19 protein-coding genes are annotated in these 19,000 nt (G+C 59.2%); 9 read left to right on the top strand and 10 right to left on the bottom strand.

Annotated features, from left to right (window positions below; genetic code table 11):
* Window positions 1–108 precede the first annotated feature (108 nt).
* The 3 genes from IIC71_07145 to IIC71_07135 all read left to right on the top strand — a co-directional run bounded on the left by IIC71_07145 (window position 109) and on the right by IIC71_07135 (window position 1,553).
* The gene (locus IIC71_07145; protein ID MCH7668961.1) at window positions 109–459 is read left to right on the top strand and encodes a metallopeptidase family protein; all 351 of its coding nucleotides are present in this window, start codon (window positions 109–111) and stop codon (window positions 457–459) included.
* A gap of 94 nt (window positions 460–553) precedes the next feature.
* Window positions 554–1,045 carry a DUF2587 domain-containing protein gene (locus IIC71_07140; protein MCH7668960.1) on the top strand — a complete coding sequence of 164 codons (492 nt, stop codon included), beginning with the start codon at window positions 554–556 and terminating at the stop codon, window positions 1,043–1,045.
* Window positions 1,046–1,094: 49 nt separating this feature from the next.
* A complete protein-coding gene (locus IIC71_07135; GenBank protein MCH7668959.1) occupies window positions 1,095–1,553 on the top strand; it encodes a pyridoxamine 5'-phosphate oxidase family protein in 459 nt (152 codons plus the stop codon).
* 56 nt (window positions 1,554–1,609) lie between these two features.
* Here the strand turns inward: IIC71_07135 and IIC71_07130 are convergent, their stop codons facing one another.
* The gene (locus IIC71_07130) at window positions 1,610–4,183 is read right to left on the bottom strand and encodes a pyruvate, phosphate dikinase (protein ID MCH7668958.1); all 2,574 of its coding nucleotides are present in this window, start codon (window positions 4,181–4,183) and stop codon (window positions 1,610–1,612) included.
* A 348-nt stretch (window positions 4,184–4,531) separates the two neighbouring features.
* Here IIC71_07130 and IIC71_07125 point away from each other — a divergent pair, with 348 nt between their 5' ends.
* A complete protein-coding gene (locus IIC71_07125) occupies window positions 4,532–4,783 on the top strand; it encodes a WhiB family transcriptional regulator (protein ID MCH7668957.1) in 252 nt (83 codons plus the stop codon).
* Window positions 4,784–4,850: 67 nt separating this feature from the next.
* On the opposite strand, the gene IIC71_07120 is transcribed toward IIC71_07125, so the two are convergent.
* Window positions 4,851–5,375 carry a peptidylprolyl isomerase gene (locus tag IIC71_07120; GenBank protein ID MCH7668956.1) on the bottom strand — a complete coding sequence of 175 codons (525 nt, stop codon included), beginning with the start codon at window positions 5,373–5,375 and terminating at the stop codon, window positions 4,851–4,853.
* Between the two features lie 46 nt (window positions 5,376–5,421).
* Window positions 5,422–6,663 (bottom strand): DEAD/DEAH box helicase, encoded by a 1,242-nt coding sequence (locus IIC71_07115; GenBank protein MCH7668955.1) that lies wholly within the window; start codon window positions 6,661–6,663, stop codon window positions 5,422–5,424.
* A gap of 192 nt (window positions 6,664–6,855) precedes the next feature.
* Between IIC71_07115 and IIC71_07110 the strand changes: the two genes are divergently transcribed.
* Window positions 6,856–7,461, top strand: a complete 606-nt coding sequence (locus IIC71_07110) for a DM13 domain-containing protein (GenBank protein MCH7668954.1) — start codon at window positions 6,856–6,858, stop codon at window positions 7,459–7,461.
* A gap of 28 nt (window positions 7,462–7,489) precedes the next feature.
* Here IIC71_07110 and IIC71_07105 read toward each other — a convergent pair whose 3' ends face one another.
* From IIC71_07105 to IIC71_07095, 3 genes are read right to left on the bottom strand one after another with little or no spacing between them, the layout of a single operon-like run.
* Window positions 7,490–8,341, bottom strand: a complete 852-nt coding sequence (locus tag IIC71_07105; protein MCH7668953.1) for a YihY/virulence factor BrkB family protein — start codon at window positions 8,339–8,341, stop codon at window positions 7,490–7,492.
* A complete protein-coding gene (locus tag IIC71_07100) occupies window positions 8,331–9,140 on the bottom strand; it encodes a metal ABC transporter ATP-binding protein (protein ID MCH7668952.1) in 810 nt (269 codons plus the stop codon). The genes IIC71_07105 and IIC71_07100 overlap by 11 nt, the downstream gene beginning before the upstream one ends.
* Window positions 9,137–9,586 (bottom strand): transcriptional repressor, encoded by a 450-nt coding sequence (locus tag IIC71_07095; GenBank protein ID MCH7668951.1) that lies wholly within the window; start codon window positions 9,584–9,586, stop codon window positions 9,137–9,139. The genes IIC71_07100 and IIC71_07095 overlap by 4 nt, the downstream gene beginning before the upstream one ends.
* Before the next feature lie 45 nt (window positions 9,587–9,631).
* On the opposite strand from IIC71_07095, the gene IIC71_07090 reads away from it, so the two are divergent.
* Window positions 9,632–10,606, top strand: coding sequence for a metal ABC transporter substrate-binding protein (locus IIC71_07090; protein MCH7668950.1), 975 nt, complete (start codon window positions 9,632–9,634; stop codon window positions 10,604–10,606).
* 9 nt (window positions 10,607–10,615) lie between these two features.
* Window positions 10,616–11,452 (top strand): metal ABC transporter permease, encoded by an 837-nt coding sequence (locus IIC71_07085; GenBank protein MCH7668949.1) that lies wholly within the window; start codon window positions 10,616–10,618, stop codon window positions 11,450–11,452.
* Here IIC71_07085 and IIC71_07080 read toward each other — a convergent pair.
* Window positions 11,449–13,194, bottom strand: coding sequence for an acyl-CoA dehydrogenase (locus IIC71_07080; protein MCH7668948.1), 1,746 nt, complete (start codon window positions 13,192–13,194; stop codon window positions 11,449–11,451). The genes IIC71_07085 and IIC71_07080 overlap by 4 nt on opposite strands.
* 129 nt (window positions 13,195–13,323) lie before the next feature.
* Window positions 13,324–13,938, bottom strand: coding sequence for a hypothetical protein (locus IIC71_07075; GenBank protein ID MCH7668947.1), 615 nt, complete (start codon window positions 13,936–13,938; stop codon window positions 13,324–13,326).
* Window positions 13,939–14,153: 215 nt separating this feature from the next.
* Here IIC71_07075 and IIC71_07070 point away from each other — a divergent pair, with 215 nt between their 5' ends.
* Together IIC71_07070 and IIC71_07065 are read left to right on the top strand one after the other, a co-directional pair.
* Window positions 14,154–14,513 carry a YciI family protein gene (locus tag IIC71_07070; protein ID MCH7668946.1) on the top strand — a complete coding sequence of 120 codons (360 nt, stop codon included), beginning with the start codon at window positions 14,154–14,156 and terminating at the stop codon, window positions 14,511–14,513.
* Between the two features lie 90 nt (window positions 14,514–14,603).
* Window positions 14,604–15,857 (top strand): RNA polymerase sigma factor, encoded by a 1,254-nt coding sequence (locus IIC71_07065; GenBank protein MCH7668945.1) that lies wholly within the window; start codon window positions 14,604–14,606, stop codon window positions 15,855–15,857.
* Here the strand turns inward: IIC71_07065 and IIC71_07060 are convergent.
* Both IIC71_07060 and pdhA read right to left on the bottom strand, forming a co-directional pair.
* Window positions 15,847–16,980 carry a 2-oxo acid dehydrogenase subunit E2 gene (locus tag IIC71_07060; protein MCH7668944.1) on the bottom strand — a complete coding sequence of 378 codons (1,134 nt, stop codon included), beginning with the start codon at window positions 16,978–16,980 and terminating at the stop codon, window positions 15,847–15,849. The genes IIC71_07065 and IIC71_07060 overlap by 11 nt on opposite strands.
* 2 nt (window positions 16,981–16,982) lie before the next feature.
* On the bottom strand, window positions 16,983–19,000 hold a 2,018-nt coding region (pdhA, locus tag IIC71_07055; protein MCH7668943.1), incomplete at its 5' end, for a pyruvate dehydrogenase (acetyl-transferring) E1 component subunit alpha.

The raw sequence follows: 19,000 nt of genomic DNA, 5'->3' as shown, positions 1-19,000 counted from the left end.
ATCGCGGTAGTGTGCGAATTGCTACGCGTTGGCGTTCGCGTACGAATGCTCGTCGCGTTGAGATGACATTCACAACTACACCCCACTCAAGCAGCAGGACGCGCCGACATGACACCCGCAGAGTTTGAAGATGTCGTTGCTGGCGCCCTACAGGAGCTGCCGGCTGACCTCGCTTCGAAGGTCGAAAACGTCGCCGTTGTAGTAGCGGTCCGACCTACTCGCGATCAGGCCTCCGATGGGGTCGTGCTCGGCTTGTACGAGGGGGTGTCGCTGGCCGACCGGGGTGTCGACTACTTCGGGTACATGCCGGACCGCATCACGATCTTCATGGAACCTCACCTCGCAATGGGTCTCAGTGACACTGAGCTGCGAGCTGAAATCCGTACGACTGTACTTCACGAGATGGCACATCACTTTGGGATATCCGATGATCGACTCGATGAAATCGGTTGGGACTGAGCCGGTGGGGGGAGTTGAGCCCGCGGACATCCTGTCGCGTGTTTGCTCGCAGCAGCAACCGGTGGAGTCCTGTGAGCAGGTATCCTTGCTGGTTATGGACTCAGATAAATCCCAGCAGGACGCAGAAGCACCCGTAAAACCTCAGATCGTCAACGGTGGCGACGGGAATGTGGCCCCTGATGGCGCCAGCGACGATGTGATAACACAGCCCTCTCGACTGATACGTGTGGCTTCGATGACGCGTGCCCTCCTTGAGGAGGTTCGCCAGGCACCGCTGGACGAAGCTGGTCGGAGCAGATTGGTAGCGATTTACGATGCCTCGCTTGAACAGCTTCGAGAGTCGCTCGGCGAATCCTTGCAAGAGGAGCTGTCCGAAATTTTCCAACCGATCGCGGCGGAAGCGCCAACCGAGTCTGAACTTCGCATCGCACAAGCGCAGCTCGTCGGCTGGCTCGAAGGCTTGTTCCACGGCATCCAAGCCTCGCTGTGGTCTCAGCAGGCATCGATGGCTGCTCAGCTCGAAGAGATGCGGCGTCGGCCGGCCTTGGAGAAGAGCGACCATCCGAGTCCCGGACAATATCTCTGAGACCGTGCCAGATCGTCCTCTACCGACCCGCCTCCGCTAACGTCTTGGGATGGAAGATATCTCGGAGGATCACGCTACCTCGGTGCTACAGCGGGCAGAGGTCGGCCACATAGCAGTAATTGCTGACGGCCGCCCGTATGTGACCCCTATCTCGTTTGTGTTCGACCGCGGGTCGATATACATGCGCATGTTTCCTGGGAGACGGCTAAGCGCCATCAAGGTGAACCCCGAGATCAGTTTTGAGGTCGTGTCATATCGAGAGGGCGGTCAAGATTGGGACTCAGTCGTTGTGTCTGGCTCGGTAGCAGTTGTTGAGGACGCAAACGAGGTCACCGACGCGACCCAGTTACTTCTCGAGAAATACCGCACAGACGGTGTCGCTGTGTCGTGGGGGGTTCCCGAACTGGTACCTGGCCGACCCGAGGTGGTGAGGCTGGTCATTGCCGAGATGACCGTACGAACGTCGGGTACCGGGTTGGGTCCGAGAATCCGCCCTGGCCGGCTGTAACGTGACCGCAACCGCGGCTGAGAGCCGGTACCTTGTGTTGGTGTCGCGTTGTCTGGTTACCGCGGGTTGTTGATCGCTGCCTGGGCCGCGGCGAGCCGGGCTGACGCTATGCGCGGGACGCTGCACGACACGTAATCCACTCCGATGTCGTGAAAGAAAGCGATCGATGCGGTATCACCGCCGTGCTCTCCGCAGACGCCGATCTGGATAGACGGATTGACACCTCTCGCCTTGTTGATCGCCATGCTCATCAGTTGGCCGACACCATCGATGTCGAGTGTCTGAAACGGGTTTGCGGCAAGTAGCCCCTGGTCGATGTATGTTCTCAGAAACGCCTCCTCAGCATCATCCCTGCTGATTCCCAAGGTCGTTTGGGTCAGGTCGTTCGTGCCGAAAGAGAAGAAATCGCTCTGCAGGGCAATTGCATCAGCGACGAGAGCAGCCCGCGGCAGCTCAATCATTGTGCCGATTTTCACTTCGAGCAGTCGTCCGGCCTGGTGAACCTCTTCCTCGATCATGTCTCGAACAACCGTGAGTTCCTCCACCGAGCCGACTAGCGGGACCATGATGTGGAGCTGAGGTTGTCCGCCCGCATCGAGCCGCCTGCGGACGGCCTCAAGTGCGGCGAGAACCTGAACGCGGTAGATCTCGGGAATGACGATGGCGAGGCGGACTCCGCGCAGGCCGAGCATCGGGTTCGACTCTTCGTAGCGAGAAACCGCGCGTTCGAGACGTTTCAGATGGTCCGCGTCCAGGCCCTGTTCTTCTGTGATTCGAATGTCTCGTCGGACTGATTCCCGACTTGGGAGGAACTCGTGAAGCGGAGGGTCGAGCAGACGGACGACGACCGGTTTCCCGTCCATTGATGCCAGCAGTAGTTCGAAGTCTCCGATTTGTGCCCGTTCCAGTTCTCCGAGGGCAGTTGAGTGTGTGCGGGGATCATCAGCAGTGAGAACCTGCCGGACGATTGAGAGGCGATCGCCAGACGAAAACATGTACTCGGTTCGCGCCAAACCGATGCCCTCTCCGTGAGCGGCTCGAACGTGCGCAGCCGCTTGCGAATCGTCAACGTTTCCCCACACCTCGAGCTGCCGATACTTGTCTGCCCACGTCAACAGCGTTGAGATCTCCGCGGGTACGGCCGGCGACTCGAGCGTGAGCGCACCTGGAAAGACTGCACCCGAGGTGCCGTCCAATGTGATCCAGTCGCCTTCGGCGAGAACGGTGTCTCCGAGGCTTACCGTGCGCTGGTGCAAGTTGATGAACATGTCCGACGCGCCAATTACTGCTGGTGTTCCGATCCCGCGGGTCACCAGTGCCGCATGCGACGCCTTTCCGCCGCGGTCGGCGAGCACCCCCGCGGCTGAGCTGAGGCAGACCATGTCCTCTGGTCGCATTTCCCGCGTGACGAGGATTGCGGGGATGCCTTTCTCTACTGCATGCTCAACAGCCGCGGCGTCGAGGCATACGACCCCCGCAGCCGCGCCTGGGGCCGCGCCACTGCCTCGCGTGAGCGCGACGGCTGTGTGTTGGGTAATGCGTGCTGTCGTTACTGTCTCGAGATCATCCGGGTCAACGTTGAGTAGCGCCTGCTCCTCGCCGACAATGCCTTCCTCCACGAGGTTGACCGCGGCGCGAATCGATGCGGCCGCGGTCAGCTCAGCGGGGCGAGCTTCGAGACACCACAACGTTTCATCTTCCGTGACGAAGTCGACGCGGACGATTGCGCCGACTTTCTTCTCCATCATGCCCAACACACGTGCCAACGTCGCAAACTGTGGTGTCGAGCGCAACGTCGAGTCTTCGAGTGGTTTCCAAACGGGGCCGTCTGTGGGCAGCAGACCTGTCGGATCGAATCCGCCGGTTACCACCGGTTTACCCGTGGTCGGTGAGCGTGAGAACGACACTCCGACACCACCGTTTTTTCCCTTCGGGAGAACCATCGCGTGGACAAGGACCGCAGGTGAGATGTCATCGTCAAGGCCGTGCCCGGTCCGAAACGCGCGCGCGGGCGCTCGTTGCCACGAGGCGCAGACCGCTTCGATGGCCTCAATGGTTTGGTGCACAGCATCGGTGGGGAGCGACCGCTGTGTCTCGTCGGCAATCGCCAGCGCTATCTGTTCGGCGGCAGCGTTGAGCATTTCGGCCCTTGGGGATTCTGGAATCATCGCCGTAATGTTTGCAATACGGGCTGCGCTGACCCTTCGTACCGTGCGTGCGTAGTCAGAAACAAAGTTCAGCCAGAGGTGGGCTGCTTGGAGCTCGCCAGCCCACTCGTCCAATTGCAAGCGCACGTCGGGCGTCATTCCAACGTTCACCATGGTGTCCATCCGACCCGGCATCGGCACTGGTGTGCTCGCGCGTACCGCGAGCAGGAGAGGTCGGTTGCCATCACCCGTGATTACTGACATCTCTTGGTTGATGACCTCGATTGCGTATGGAAGCTCCTCAACGACGAACCCGTCAAGCTCTCCGCTCTTGAGGAATCGGCGGACCGCGGCGGCGGGCATTACAAACCCCGGAGGTACCGATGCACCAATGGCTGTAAGGGCGGAGAGGCTACCCGCAAGGGCACCCCACCTTGACGGATCCGGCGTAATCTTGTTGAACGGCGTCAGTTTGGGGCTCATCAGAGCTGAGGGCTTGCCAGGTGCGCGTGGTGACTCTGCAACAGCGCCCGCGCGGATTCATCGGATTCGATGCTGCGTCGGTTTCCGTGACGAAAGGCATTGATCATGCGCGCAGGATAACCTTGTCGTTGCTGTGAATCGCAGTCAGGAGCGGTCAGGGGTGTTCTCATGTTTGTCGGGTCGAACCCGAAAATCGCCGACTCCGAGCGTTGTCCGAGGCGTAACGTGTCGATTTGCAAAGGAAACACTTGCGAAATGCCGCGTACGATGTCAAAATAGGGTTTGAACCTTTCATGACAGGAGGATGCACGCATGGTTATGCCACTCACCGACCCAGAACTCGAGCCGATCGAGGGCTGGCGCCAACATGCTGCGTGCAACGGCGCGGACCTCAGTCTGTTCTTTCCTGCGGGCGAAGAGGAAACACTTACTGCGCCTGCCCTAAAGGTGTGTGCGGGTTGTCCGGTGAAACAAGCATGCCTCGATTACGCAATCGAGACCAACCAGACTGACGGCGTGTGGGGCGGAATGACGGGACCAGACCGTCGGCGTCTGCGCCGCCGGATTCGTGACCGCGATCGGCGCCAGCGCGCTTCTTGACGGCGGTCGTCGCCAACTGATGTCTGCGGCAACGCGACCGGAGCGTCTTTCGCTGCCTTCGATCGGTTCAGCTTTCCTTAGTCGTTTGGCTTTCCGTGACTGTCACCGAAATGATGGCGCAGTCCTCTTTAGGGCGTTCGCCCTTGCGTGGTGCGGAGGCGATGGAGTCGACGGCTTCCATTCCATCGGTGACGGTGCCAAAGATCGTGTAGGTGTGTGGTAGTCCGACGTTGCCAAGACATATGAAGAACTGCGAACCGTTGGTGTTCGGCCCCGAGTTTGCCATAGCAACCGTACCCCGCGAGTAGTCGCCGCTGCCCTCTAGTTCGTCTCGGAAACGATATCCGGGTCCGCCGGTGCCGTTGCCCGTCGGATCTCCACCCTGAATGACGAAACCTGGTACCACACGGTGGAAGATCGCCCCATCGTAGAAACCTTCTCGTGCGAGGAACACAAAATTGTTTACAGCCATTGGGGAAGTCACTGGGTCGAATTCGATTGTGATTGGGCCGTGGTTGGTCTCAAGCAGGGCGGTGTAGCTCGTGGCGAGATCGATGGTGAGCTCTGGGGCGCTGTCGTACTGCTTGGCCATTGGAATGATCTCCTCTAGAGGGACGGGTCGGCTGCTTGCCGTGCGCTTACATCCGGCGCCGTCGACGGCGCCCTGACAGGTTGCGAGTGCCACCGGTTCCAGCGAGACGGAAGGGCGCGTCGTCTGGATCGGGCTGCCACATCATAAGATTCCGCAGCCTCGGGTCATTTGAGAACATCTTCGTGATCGGGATGTTTAGTCCGGCTTCGCGCTGGATGCCAAGTACCTCGTTGACCTGATCCCACTCAACAAGGGTGACGGCGAGGCCGCTCTCGCCCGCTCTTGCGGTCCGACCGCTGCGGTGAAGGTACATCTTCGGATCGTCGGGAGGGTCAAAATGCACGACTATATCCACGCCATCGATGTGCAGGCCGCGGGCGGCGACGTTTGTGCCAACCAGCACGGTGGCCTTGCCGTCCATAAATGCCTTGAGCGCCCTCTCCCGTTTCGGTTGGGGGAGGTCGCCGTGGATAGCGCGGGCTTCAACGCCCAGGTCTTGTAGATCTTTGGTGACTCTGTCGCACATGTGTTTAGTACGGACGAAGACAAGTACCCGATTTGCGGTTTCTGCGATCGCCGCGACCGTTTTGGTTTTATCCATGTAGTGGACCTTGAGGAACCGATGCTCCAAAGACTCAACTATTTCCGACGCTGTCTGCACCTCGTGGTTGATGGGATCTTGCATGTATTGTTTTATTAGTGAGGCGACTTGACCGTCGAGAGTTGCGGAGAACAGCATTGTCTGGTGGGGCCCCGTCACTTCTCTGAGGATGCGACGGACCTGGGGAAGGAATCCCATGTCTGCCATCTGGTCAGCCTCATCGATTGCGACAATTTCGACCTTGTCGAGAAAGACTTGCTTGCGCTCGATGAGATCGATGAGCCGGCCGGGCGTCGCGATGATGACATCTGTGCCCTCGGTAATCTCCGAGATTTGCTTGTCCATGGATGTGCCGCCGTACACCGCGGTCACCCACAGATCCCTGGCCCTGGCTAGGGGTCTGATCGTATCGACAACCTGCCCGGCGAGTTCTCTCGTTGGGACGAGGACCAATGCGGTCGGTCTTTTGGACTCTGCCTTAGAAATGTTGGTCAAGATCGGGAGGCAGAATGCCAGCGTCTTTCCCGAGCCGGTTTGAGCTTTTCCGCACACGTCGAGACCTTGCATGGCGTCTGGGAGCGTGAGCGTCTGGATTGCAAACGGTGAAGTAATCTGTTGTTTGGCAAGGGCGTCGACCAAGGCAGGGTGGACGCCCAGATCGCCGAATGTAACGGTTGTCTGGGTCATGGTTATTTGTGCGGTTCCTGATTGAGTTGGCCAACGGATTTCTCAATCATGGTCCGCTGGCACGGAGGTGCGTACGTGTATCTCGATCCACGAGATGACAAGGCTATCGGCTGTTCATTGTTTGTTCTGAAATCAAGACGTGAACCCGGTCGTTGACTGTATGGAAGACCGAGAACTAATGGGAGTGCCAAGATGTTTGATTCAACACGCGCAAAGCTTACTGCGGTGGGAGCCGTAGTCCTTCTTTTGGTGGCGGTGGTGGTGTGGTTTGAGCCACAGACACTGTTTCTAAATACGACCGTCGACGACACCCTGCCACCTGTCGCGGCGAGCCCGACGCCGGTACCTACGACGACGACGGTACCTACAACGACTTCGGTGGTGACAGAATCCGATTCGACACAAGCGCCGACTCTTGCGACGGTGGCGTCGGTCGCCGAGGATGCCGTCTCCATCGATAGCGGAGCGGCCTTCCCGGTTGGTGAGTTCATTGGGCTTGCTCACGAGGGGAGTGGGACCGCTCAGATCGTCGAACTCGAAGACGGTTCGTACATCCTCCGCTTCGAAAACCTCGATGTGTTCAACGGTCCCGATCTGCGGGTGATTCTTTCGCCGTCTCCGATCACCGGAGGTGCCGGCGCTTACGACGACGGAGACTTTCTTGATCTGGGAGATCTCAAGGGCAACAAGGGCAACCAGAACTACGAGATCCCGGCTGGGACGGATCTGAGCAAGTACGAAACGGTCGCCATCTGGTGCCGGCGGTTCAACGTTTCGTTCAACGCGGCGGAGATCTAGCCAGCAGCACGGGGGAGTTGTTGGCGGGCTAGCTGTCGGGGTTTAGCAGAGCGTCGTTGATCTCGGCCCCGAGCAGAATGACAAACCCGGACAGAAAGAACCACAACATCAGCCCAATCACGCCACCCAATGCACCGTACGTCTGGTTGAGGGAACCGATCTGTGCGACGTAGACGCTAAATGCTTGGGTGGTGACGACGAGTCCGACGGTGGCGATGAAGGCGCCAGGACTCAACAGTTTCGACCGGGTGGGTACCTTTGCGGGTGCCCACCGGTAGAGGGCACCGAGGCCGAACAAGATAACGAAGCCGATGAACGGCCACCGAAGAATCGCGACGATGTCTTGTGCACCTTGCGGAATGTCGAGCGCATCCAAAAGTGGAAGTACCAGCGTCGCCGCGCCCATCACCACGGTGGCGCCGACGACGAGTCCGATCGTGACGCCGAAAGAGATGAGACGGACCACGACATATGGCCGAGTCTCGTCTGTTCCGTAAGCAATGTTGATCCCCCGCATGAGCGAGCGAACACCACCCGACGCCGTCCACAGCGCAACGGCGATCGACACAATTGCGCCGACCGTAAGACCCGAGGCTGATGTCTGGGCAAGGTCAGCGATCTGTGTCGAAATGATCTCCGCGACCGGGGCCGGCAGTGCCCGAGAAATCGATGCGATGTCATTCGCTGCCTTCTCTGGCGATAGGAAGATGCCGTAGGTCGAGATAGCCGCGATCAACGTTGGGAACAGGGCGAGAGTGGCCGAGTACGCAAGGGCCGCGGCGATCATCGACATGTGGTCACGTTGGACGTCTCGGCCAACCCGACCGGCAATGGTCGTGGCTTTGCGCAGCCCCGTCGCTGGTCTGAGTTTACTGTTCATGACCAGCGTGGCCCGAGCGATCAAAATGGATGTGTCTTTTCTCCTCAAGGTGGCCATGACCATCCATCAAAACTCCGCTGTCCTCTAGACTCACGACCGCAATTCCGTATGCTTTCGCTAGGACATCGGCGTCGAGAACCTCCGCGGGCGGGCCTTGTCGTTCTACGGTTCCCGACATCAGGATCACATGGTCCGCCGTCGTGGCGTCGCTGAGGTCGTGGGTGGTGAACGCAACAGTCCGACCGCCACGGACCTCTTCCACCATGGCGTTTTCGATGAGCTGGCGCGAAAGGATGTCGAGAGCGTTTGACGGTTCGTCCATCAGAAGAATATCGGCGTCCTGTGCCAGGCCCTGTGCGACAAACACGCGTTGGCGCTGTCCCCCGGAGAGTTCGCGGATGTGTTTGTCTGCGAACTCCAAGACGTTCATCCGGTCTGCAGCCTCGCGGCAGATATCTCTGTCCCGTGAGCGGAGTCGACCGAATTTGCCGAGTCGGCCGTAGCGCGCCATCGCGATGACCTCGGCCACTGTCACCGGCATTGTTTCGTTGATGCGACCGGCCTGAAGTACGTAGGCGATCGACTCGAGATTGGCAGACGCGGGCTTTCCATCTATTTCTATCGTTCCGCTGATCAGCGTTGCAATACCGCAGATCCCGTTGAGGATGGTAGATTTTCCTGACCCGTTCGGCCCAATGATCGCCGTGAGTTGCTGTTTCGGGATCACAAACGTCACGTCTTTCACCGCGACCGTCGTCCCGTAAGCGAGCGTTACGCGTTCCGCGACGATTGCGGTCATGCGCAGTCCGCGCATAGCCCGAGAACATCAAGACGATGGCCCGTCATCGTGTAGCCATTGTCTTGTGCAACCTTGGTGCTGATATCCGACACCGCGTCTTCGAACTCCTCACCGAGATCGATGTCGAACACTAGATCGCATGCAGTGCAGATTAGGTGGTGGTGATGTCCGAGAAGCCACTCGCCGAGCTCGAATACCGCAACACCGTCTCCGTCGTGGCTGCGTTCGAGAATTCCGACCTCCTCAAGCACGGCGAGCGTTCGGTACAACGAGGACAGTGGCACGTCGCCGAGCTCTGCGGTGTGAAGCCGGGTGGCCGACCTCGGACCCCCTGCTGCATGCAGTGCTGCAATGAACTTCTGACGTCCGACGGTGTATCGCACACCGTTGTCGGCAAGGTGGTTCTTCACCCGAGCGTGTAGTTCGGTCAACGGTATCGTCTGCATATAATATAATGATAGTCATTCTCATTTACTACCGCAAAGTAGGACATGAAGGTTTCGACAATCCACCGATTGGGGAAGCGACCGTTGATCGGTCTGCTTGGTCTCGCTCTCGTTGCATCGGCCTGCGGAGCATCGGATGCAACGGACCAAGATGTCGGACTCTCGATAGTCGTCACAACGTCAGTGCTGGGGGATTTGGTGAGCCAAGTCGTTGCAAACGTGCCCGATGTCGACGTTCTGATTCTGATGGCACCGGGTCAGGACCCCCATTCGTTCGCGCCGTCCGCTGCTGATGCAGCACGGATGCAGGCGGCCGACCTCATCGTGATCAACGGCCTCGGTCTCGAAGAGGGGCTTCTCGACATTGTCGACGCAGCCGAAAACGAGGGTGCGGCTGTGTTCGAAGTGGCGACCACTGTCGAACCACTTGCGAGAGCTAACCCGCACGACGGCCCTCAGAACAAAAACGGTGGAGAACCTGGCTCGTTAGACCCCCATGTGTGGCTGGATCCGGTACGCATGAGCGAAGCGGTTTCCATTCTGGGCAGGATCCTCGGCGCGTTGGACCCCGATCGGGCGGCCATGTGGGCGGACCGAGCACAAGACGTCGAGGGTGAGCTGCTCAGCCTGCATGAGGAGTTGCTGGCGATTGTTGATGAGTTGCCTCTGGAGAAACGAGTTCTGATCTCCAATCACGAGGCGCTCGGAGCGTTCGCTGACCGGTACGGTTTCGAGGTTGTGGCGACTGTGATTCCGGCGGCGACAACCACGGCTGATCCAAGTGCGCGCGATATTAAGAACCTTGTCGCTCAGATCGAGGAACACGGTGTTTCAGCGGTGTTTGCCGAAACCACGGCGCGCTCTGACGTTTTACAGGTGGTCGTAGACGATCTCGGTCGAAACGTCGACATCGTCGAGTTGTACACGGGTGCGTTGGGGCCACCGGGCAGCGTGGCTGACACGTATCGATCGATGATGCTGGCCAACGCCAGCCTCATCGTCGAGGGACTAAGCAGGTAACGTCACCACATGGACTGGTTACTCGAACCATTCGAAACGGCGCTTCTACAGCGAGCCCTGGTGGTTGGCATCATGGCTGCCATTACCACATCCGTGGTTGGAACCTGGGTGGTGCTGCGCGGCATGGCTTTTATCGGCGATGCCCTGGCCCACGGAATTCTTCCTGGTGTAGCCGGGGCGCTAATCATGGGGTTCAACCCGTTGCTTGGTGGTGCGGTCGCCGCCGGGATGATGATTGCCAGCATCTCGTGGATTCACCGTTCGTCCCGGCTGTCTGAGGACACCGCAATTGGTCTGCTGTTCGTTGGAATGCTCGCCGCCGGCATGATCCTCATATCGAAAAGCAACAGCATCACTGTCGATCCGATCGCAATTTTGTTTGGGTCGATTCTTGGCGTGACCCAACGCGACGTTGTCGTGCAGGCAGCTGCTCTCGTCGTGACTCTTGTTGTGGCGCTGGTTTTCTATCGCCCACTGCTGGTGCTGGCTTTCAACGAAGAGAAAGCACACGTGCTCGGCCTGTCCCCGAAATCGACCCATTTCGTGATGATGTCGCTGGTCACGATCGCGGTTATTACGTCGTTCGAGATGGTTGGGTCGCTGCTCGTGTTCGGCTTGTTGGTAGCGCCGCCCGCTACGGCGTCGCTGATCGCTCGCAGGGTCCCAGTCATGATGGTCTTGTCATCATTGATAGCCAGCGGGGCTGTGGTTGGAGGCCTGGTCATCAGCTATCACGCCGACACCGCCGGAGGTGCCACAATTGCAGCACTGGCCGTGGCAATCTTTTTTGTCACGTTGGTGGTCAAGAATCTTCGGATGCGGCAGACGGTTCGATTGAGCGTCTAGACACCGAGACCGTCGAGTGTCGCAACACCGGCTGTGATTGAAGGCACCAGCCCCGCGGCACGAGCGAGTACGTCCTTGGCATAGAAATCGGCCCGCTGAACTCGCAACTCGGCGTCCTCACGCCCAGCGCCGCTCGCGGCGATGGCGAGGCGCACGAGGTAGTAGCCGCCCGCCGTCGACCCGAGCAGTTCGAGAAACGTTGTCGCACCAGCCAGGGCATCATTGCGGTCCCTTTGTTCGACGAGCCAGTTCACCGATGTCTTTACGGCGGTCAATGCCTGTGTGAGGAACATCGACGCGGCGGGTAGTAGTTCGGCCGCAGCGTCGGCGGTTGCCTGCATCTCAGCGACGTAGCTTGCTATGACATCCCCTCCACCCGTTGAGAGTTTGCGCATCACGAGATCGATGGCTTGGATCCCGTTGGTTCCCTCGTAGATGGGCGCAATGCGCACGTCGCGGTAGTGCTGGGCCGCACCTGCCTCTTCAATGAATCCCGCGCCGCCATGGATTTGGATGCCCAACGAGGCGATAAACACACCTTGGTCGGTTCCCCATCCCTTGGAGAGCGGCGTGAGCAGGGATGCGCGCTCGGCCGCAGTGTTCCTCGTCGTTTCATCGCGGTGATGTTTCGCTACGTCGAGGGCTGCGGCATTGGCGTACATGAGTCCTCGCATCGCTTCGATGCGGGTCTTCATCTGCAACAGCATGTGACGAACGTCGGGATGATCGATGATCGGTGACGACTCGCCGCTTGGCGCATCGATCGCCCGACCCTGTCTGCGTTCTTGTGCGTATGCCAACGCCTGCTGATAGGAGCGTTCCGCAACACCAAGCCCTTCGATGCCGACATGCAGCCTGGCGTCGTTCATCATTGTGAACATGTACCGCATGCCTTGATTCTCTTCACCAATCAGGTAGCCGATTGAGTTTTCGTACGACATCACACACGTTGGGCTGCCGTGGATGCCGAGTTTGTGCTCGACGGACACCGCGGTGACGTTGTTGCTGTCGCCGATGCTTCCATCCTTGTTGACCAAGAATTTCGGAACGATGAACAGCGAGATGCCCTTCGTCCCCGGCGGCGAGTCTGGCACCCTGGCCAACACGAGATGGATGATGTTCTCAGCCATATCGTGATCGCCCCACGTAATGAAAATCTTTGTCCCGGTGATGCTCCACGTGCCGTCGGCGTTTGGTGTCGCCTTTGCGCGCAAGGCGCCTACATCGCTTCCCGCCCCGGATTCGGTGAGGACCATCGTTCCGGTCCAATGACCCGAAATGAGATTCGCTAGAAACGTTCCCTTCTGCTCGTCGGTGCCGTGAGCGTCGATGGCGAGGATCGCTGATGCCGTGAGCATTGGGCACAACGAAAACGCCATGTTTGCGCTGGTGAGCATCTCTTGCACAGCGGTGCCGACAGCAGTCGGAAACCCGTGGCCACCATATTCGGGGTTGCACTTGACCGCATTCCAACCGGCATCGACGTACTGCCGCCACGCCTTGTGAAACTCTGGAGGCATCGTGACACTGCCGTCGGCTTCGTGGACCGCACCCACGAGGTCACCGACCCGATTCGTCGGCGCAACGACATCGGCCATAAATCGGGCCGCCTCATCGATAACGGTGTGCACCGTGTCGGTGTCGATGTGCTCGAAGCCGTCGAGGGAAGACAGCATCTTGATGTCCGCAATCGAGTCAAGCACGAACTTGATATCGTCGGTCGGTGGCATAAATGCGGTCATGCGACGAAGAATACAGCCTCAACAACCTGCACCCCGCTTCTCGGCTCACGGTGTGGGCGAGGTAGTCGTGGCGCGACTACGGGTCTGCCCTCGATTTCAGCCGAGAGTAGACCCGAAGTGCGTGTTTGGCTATTTTCCTTCGGTCAGCGACGCGTATGCGGCCAGCGCCAGGTCGATCGTCTCCTGTGCTGACAGACTCGGTCGAGCATACGCATCGTTGAAGTTCTTTTCGATAACGACGGAGCCGTGTATGCGGCCATCTGAGAACACGACCTGAATGTGTCCGCTTTGTACGCTGATCGTTGCTTCAACCCCGTCGGGCCATCCTTCAAGGAAGATGTCTCTGCCCATCACGTCCCATGTTGGGTCAACCTGCTGCCACCAGACCGTGAGGACTCCGCCGTCAGGCGTCAGGTACATTGACTCCTCGCGCCGGTGGTCGGGCGTCATCATCTCGGTGCCAGAAGTAATGAGGCGCAGGTCTGTGATCCCCAACGCCACCTCCAACTCCGCCAGCGTGTTTGTCGCTGGAGGTGGTTCGTCGACGGTGAGGGCTTGAGGAATGATGAAGTCATAGCCCCGTTCTTCCTCGGCAACGAACCGTGACTCTCCGATAACTATCTCTTCCGGGAATCCCTCGGGCTCAGGTGCCTCACCGCTAAACGATGCTCCCGCACCGACTGCGCTGGCCACAACTATGCCCGTTCCGACCAATACGACGGTCAGTACTCTTTTCGGATTCATCTTATTCTCCTACGCTGGCCCCGAGGTTAGGAACGTCGATCAGCTGCAGAATCTCCGGTTGCTACTCCCCGACGACCCTACTCGTATCGACGCCCACCAAGCTAACCCCCCTCGACGTTGTCAAGGGGGGTAGCTCGGGGTCATCTTCGTGTGTCGATTTCACTTAGTGTCGGTCGTGGGTTGTAGTGACAGCGTCCGATTCATAGGGAGAAACCATGAAATACTTGTTGTTGATTTACTCAGAGCCGGCCAATGATCCGCAGCCGGGCGACGAAGGCGCTGCGATGTTGGCGGCGTACAACGAGTTCACCGAGGCAATCACAGCGGAGGGAATCCTCGTTGCTGCAGAAGCGCTCGATGGTGTCGAAACCGCGACAACGGTGAGGGTGCGCAACGACGAGGCCCTGATGACCGACGGTCCGTTTGCGGAAACGAAGGAAGTGCTCGGTGGCTTCTATCTCATCGATGTGCCTGATCTTGACGCTGCCCTCAAGGTAGCTGCCCGACTGCCGGGATCGTGGCACGGCTCGGTTGAGGTTCGCCCGATCTTCGATTGGACGACGATCGAACAATAGGGATCGGCGTATCTCGCGGTCGGACCCACGCTTCCTTGCGCCCACGCACGACACGATCCACACTTCAGCACAGCGAGGGACCGGAGAGTCATGGCGGAGTCAAACCGACTATCTATCGAGCAAATCTTTCGCGACGAGTACGGGAGAGTCGTTTCTTCGCTCATCCGCCAGATAGGGGATTTCGGAATCGCCGAGGAAGCTGTACAGGAGGCCTGCGAGGCGGCACTAACCGTTTGGCCGAAATCTGGACTTCCGCCAAACCCTGGTGGGTGGTTGATGACCACCGCAAAACGTAAAGCGATCGACAAGCTGCGACGATCGGCCAACTACCGCGTCAAGCAGCGCGCATTCGGCTACCGCGAGCAGCTCGACCGCCTCGGAGGTGATCCGATGGACGAGCTCAGCTTCGACGAATCGCAGTTGCGCGACGATCAACTGAAGTTGATCTTCACCTGTTGTCATCCGGCACTTGGCATCGATGCGCAGGTGGCGTTGACGGTGAAGGCCCTTGGTGGGCTCACGACAGCGGAAATAGCCCGCGGATTTGTGGTCTCAGAGACGACCATCGCCCAACGTATCGTGCGCGCAAAACGCAAGATTAAGAGTGCCACAATCCCGTACCGAGTGCCGGGAGACGATGAGTTACCCGACAGGTTGGCATCGGTTTTGGGTGTCCTGTATCTGATCTTCAACGAGGGGTATGCAGCTTTGAGCGGTCGGAACCATGTGCGCGACGATCTGTGTCTGGAAGCCATCCGCCTCGGCGAGTTACTCGAGCAGCTCATGCCGGACGAGCCTGAGGTTGTTGGTCTCAACGCACTGATGGGTTTCCATCGCGCGAGACGAGCCACCCGTACCGACTCGGACGGCACGCCGGTGCTGCTTGAAGATCAGGACAGATCGCTGTGGCACACGGTCACAATCGAGGCGATGGACGCCAGACTGATAGCGGCACTCAGGCGCGGGCAGCCCGGGCTCTATCAAGTTCAGGCTGCAATCGCGGGTGTCCACGCAACGGCTCCGTCTTTTGCCGAAACAGACTGGGTTCAGATCGTCGGACTTTATGACAGTCTTATCGGATTGGTGGCATCCCCGGTTGTCGAACTCAACAGAGCGGTGGCGATTGCAATGGCCTTTGGAGAGCGGCGTGGTCTCGACGCCATGGTGAATCTTGCGGAACCGCTACAAGATTACGCGCCGTATCACTCCGCTCGCGGTGAACTTCTGGCGAGAGTCGGGAACGTCGAGGGAGCGATCAAAGAGTTTGAGACTGCGATTGGGGTTGGGACGAGCGATGGCGAGAGCAGCAGACTCCGATCCAAAATCGTTCAGCTCACGGGCTGAATGTGCGGACCGCTTCGCAGAACGCTGCGAAGAACTTCGAGGACACGGCACCGTCGAGCACGCGGTGGTCGAATGACAAGGCCATGGGGAACACCGAAGCGATGACGATCTCATTGTCGCGAACGATGACGTCGGGGACCGCTTGTCCGATCGACAGAATGGCAACGGTGCCGTGCGGGATGATTGGTGTTCCGTAACCACCACCGACCGCACCGACATTCGATATCGTGAATGTGGCACCGGTGAGTTCGTCCATAGTGAGCGTGCGTGCCTCTGCACCTACCGCAAGCCGATTGATTTCCGCGGCTCGTTGGACTCGGGTCAGCGTCTGCGCTGACTTCATGACTGGCACCATGAGACCGGCCTCGGTGTCGACCGCGATACCTATGTTCACGTCGGCTGGTGTGGTCACCAGTTGCCCATCAAAGAGAGCATTCACTGCAGGGAACTGTTCCAACGCGGTGAGTGCCGCTTCGATGAGAAGCGCTTCGAGGGGTACACCGATCGTGCGCATCGCGGCAAGCATGGCGGTTCCGTCCACGGGTCCCCATACCGTCACATGTGGGATTTCGTTCCACGAGCGAAGCATGTTGGCTGCAATCGTGCGCCGTGTCGTCGAGAGTCGAGATGACATCCCGGAGCGTGTTGGCTCCGCTTGTGACGACGCTCTCTTCACGTCTTCTCGTGTGACCCGGCCACCTGGGCCGGTGGCTACCACCGTTGCGAGGTCTACACCAAGGTCGCGGGCGAATTTTCTTATAAGAGGAACCGCCTTCACTCGCCGATCCGGTAGTGCGGTCGCGTTGTCGTAGCTGGTTGTGGCGGCCTGGGTCGGTGAGGAACTCGTGTCGGATGTCGGAGAATCGGTCTGTCTCCATTCTTCCCCTTCATCACCGATGACGACGAGTAGCGATCCGACCGCCAGCGTCGCGCCCTCGTCTGCGCCGTGGTGGAGGATTACTCCGTTTCGGGGTGATGGAATGTCGACAACGGCCTTTGCAGTTTCGACGGCAACGATCGGTTGCTCAGCCGCAACCGGGTCGCCGACTTGAACGTGCCACTCAACAATGTCGGCTTCGGTGAGTCCTTCACCAATATCCGGTAGATACAGCTCGTACGCCATTGCTACGCATTCGCTGTTTCGATGATGGCCGCCTCGATGTGGGTCGCGGTGATGAGGGCGTGCGCCTCGATTGCAAACTGCGGCCATGGTGCGTCAGTGCCGGTGAGGCGTCTGATCGGTGCCTCGAGCACGTAACCGCAGCGTTGTCCTATCTCGGCCGCGACCTCCGCTGCCACACCAGAAGTGCGCTGTGGCTCCTGGACGACGAGAAGACGTCCTGTCTTTGTGACGCTCGTTACGACTGTGTCGACGTCCCACGGATACAACGTGCGCAGGTCGATGATCTCAACGCTGACTCCCGTGTCGTGTACGGCTTCCGCGGCTTTCAGTGATTGGATCACCATTGCCCCGTAGGTCACGAGCGTCACATCATTCCCTGCACGGGCGATCTTGGCGCGGCCGAGCGGCAGCGTGAAGTGCTGTTCGGGAACGTCCTCTCGGCCAGCGCGATAGAGCACCTTCGGTTCGAGGAAGATCACCGGATCGTCGCTTTCGATCGCCGCGGCCAAGAGTCCCTTGGCATCGGTAGGCGTCGAGGGGCAAACCACTACGAGGCCGGGTGCGTGGGTGAAGAATGCTTCTGGGGAGTCGCAGTGGTGCTCGTGGGCACCTATGCCTGCCCCGCTCGGGAACCGCACGACGACCCCAGCGGTTGCCTTTCCGCGCGTCCGGAACCTGAGGCGACCCAGGTGGCTCACGATTTGGTCGAACGCTGGGTATACGAACCCATCGAACTGAATTTCGGCAACGGCCTTGGTGCCTTCGATCGCCATGCCGATGGCTGTCCCGATGATGCCGGATTCGTTGAGCGGCGTGTCGATGACGCGCTCTTCACCGAACCTGTCTTGGAGGCCCTCGGTGATGCGGAAAACTCCACCCGCAACTCCGATGTCTTCGCCGAGGATCACCGAGTCGTCGGTGATCTCCATACCCTGGTGGAGGGCGGCGTTGATCGACTCGGCCATCGTCCATCTCTTGGTCGGGCCGCTAGGTATGTCGTCCTCACCAACCTGCCACATGTCGGACTCGGTAAAAACTGTTGGCTCTTCACCCGCAAGTCGCTGCAAGTCGTTGATCTGATCGCGAAGCAGTGAAGGGATGGCCGCATATGCGTGTCGAATGGCATCGTCTCGCGGGGGGATTTCAGTAGCCTCGACCACGGCCATTGCTTCGTCGAAAGCGACCTCGGCTTCTTCGAGGACGAGTTTCTGATGGTCCGCGTCCCACAGACCGTTTGCCTCCAAGTGGAGGCGGAGTCGTAGTAGCGGATCGCGGTGTGCCCACGACTCTTCCTCCTCTTCGGTGCGATAGAGCCTCGCATCGTCGGCGGTGGCATGCCCGCCGTAGCGGTAACACATGGCCTCGATGAGGGTCGGACCATCACCGCGTCTGGCGCGATCGACCGCTTCGCGCGTAGCGTGGTACATCGCCAAGACATCCATGCCGTCAACTCGGACACCGGGCATTCCGTAGGCGTCAGCCTTCTGGGCGATCGTTTCTGAGGCCGTCTGCTTTTCGTACGGGACGGAGATGGCATACGCATTGTTTGCGCATATGAAGACCGTCGGTGCCTTCCACACTCCGGCGAAGTTCATACCCGAATGGAAGTCAGTTTCTGATGTTGCACCGTCACCAAAGTACGTGGCAGTCACAATGTTCTCGCCGCGCAGCCGGGCCGCATACGCATGCCCGACGGCTTGGGGGAGTTGTGATGCAATAGGGATCGCGATGGACATCATTCGGTACGCTTTGATGTCCCAACTCTCGGCCGGGAGGCCACGCCAGTATTCGAGGATCACGCTGAGCGGCATACCCCGGGCGATTTGCACACCGTGCTGCCGGTACGCCGGGTAGATGAAGTCGTTTTCGCCAAAAGCCAGAGCAGAACCGATTTGCACTGCCTCATGACCTTCGAGCATCGCATACGTTCCGAGACGGCCCTGGCGCTGTGCCGAAAGCGCCCGACGGTCAAACGAGCGGCTGAGGCTCATCAACCGATACATATCGAGCAGCAACTCCT

The sequence above is a fragment of the Acidobacteriota bacterium genome, from assembly GCA_022562055.1.
Classification (GTDB): domain Bacteria; phylum Actinomycetota; class Acidimicrobiia; order Spongiisociales; family UBA5794; genus BMS3BBIN02.
This window is presented reverse-complemented; position numbering and strand designations above follow the sequence as displayed.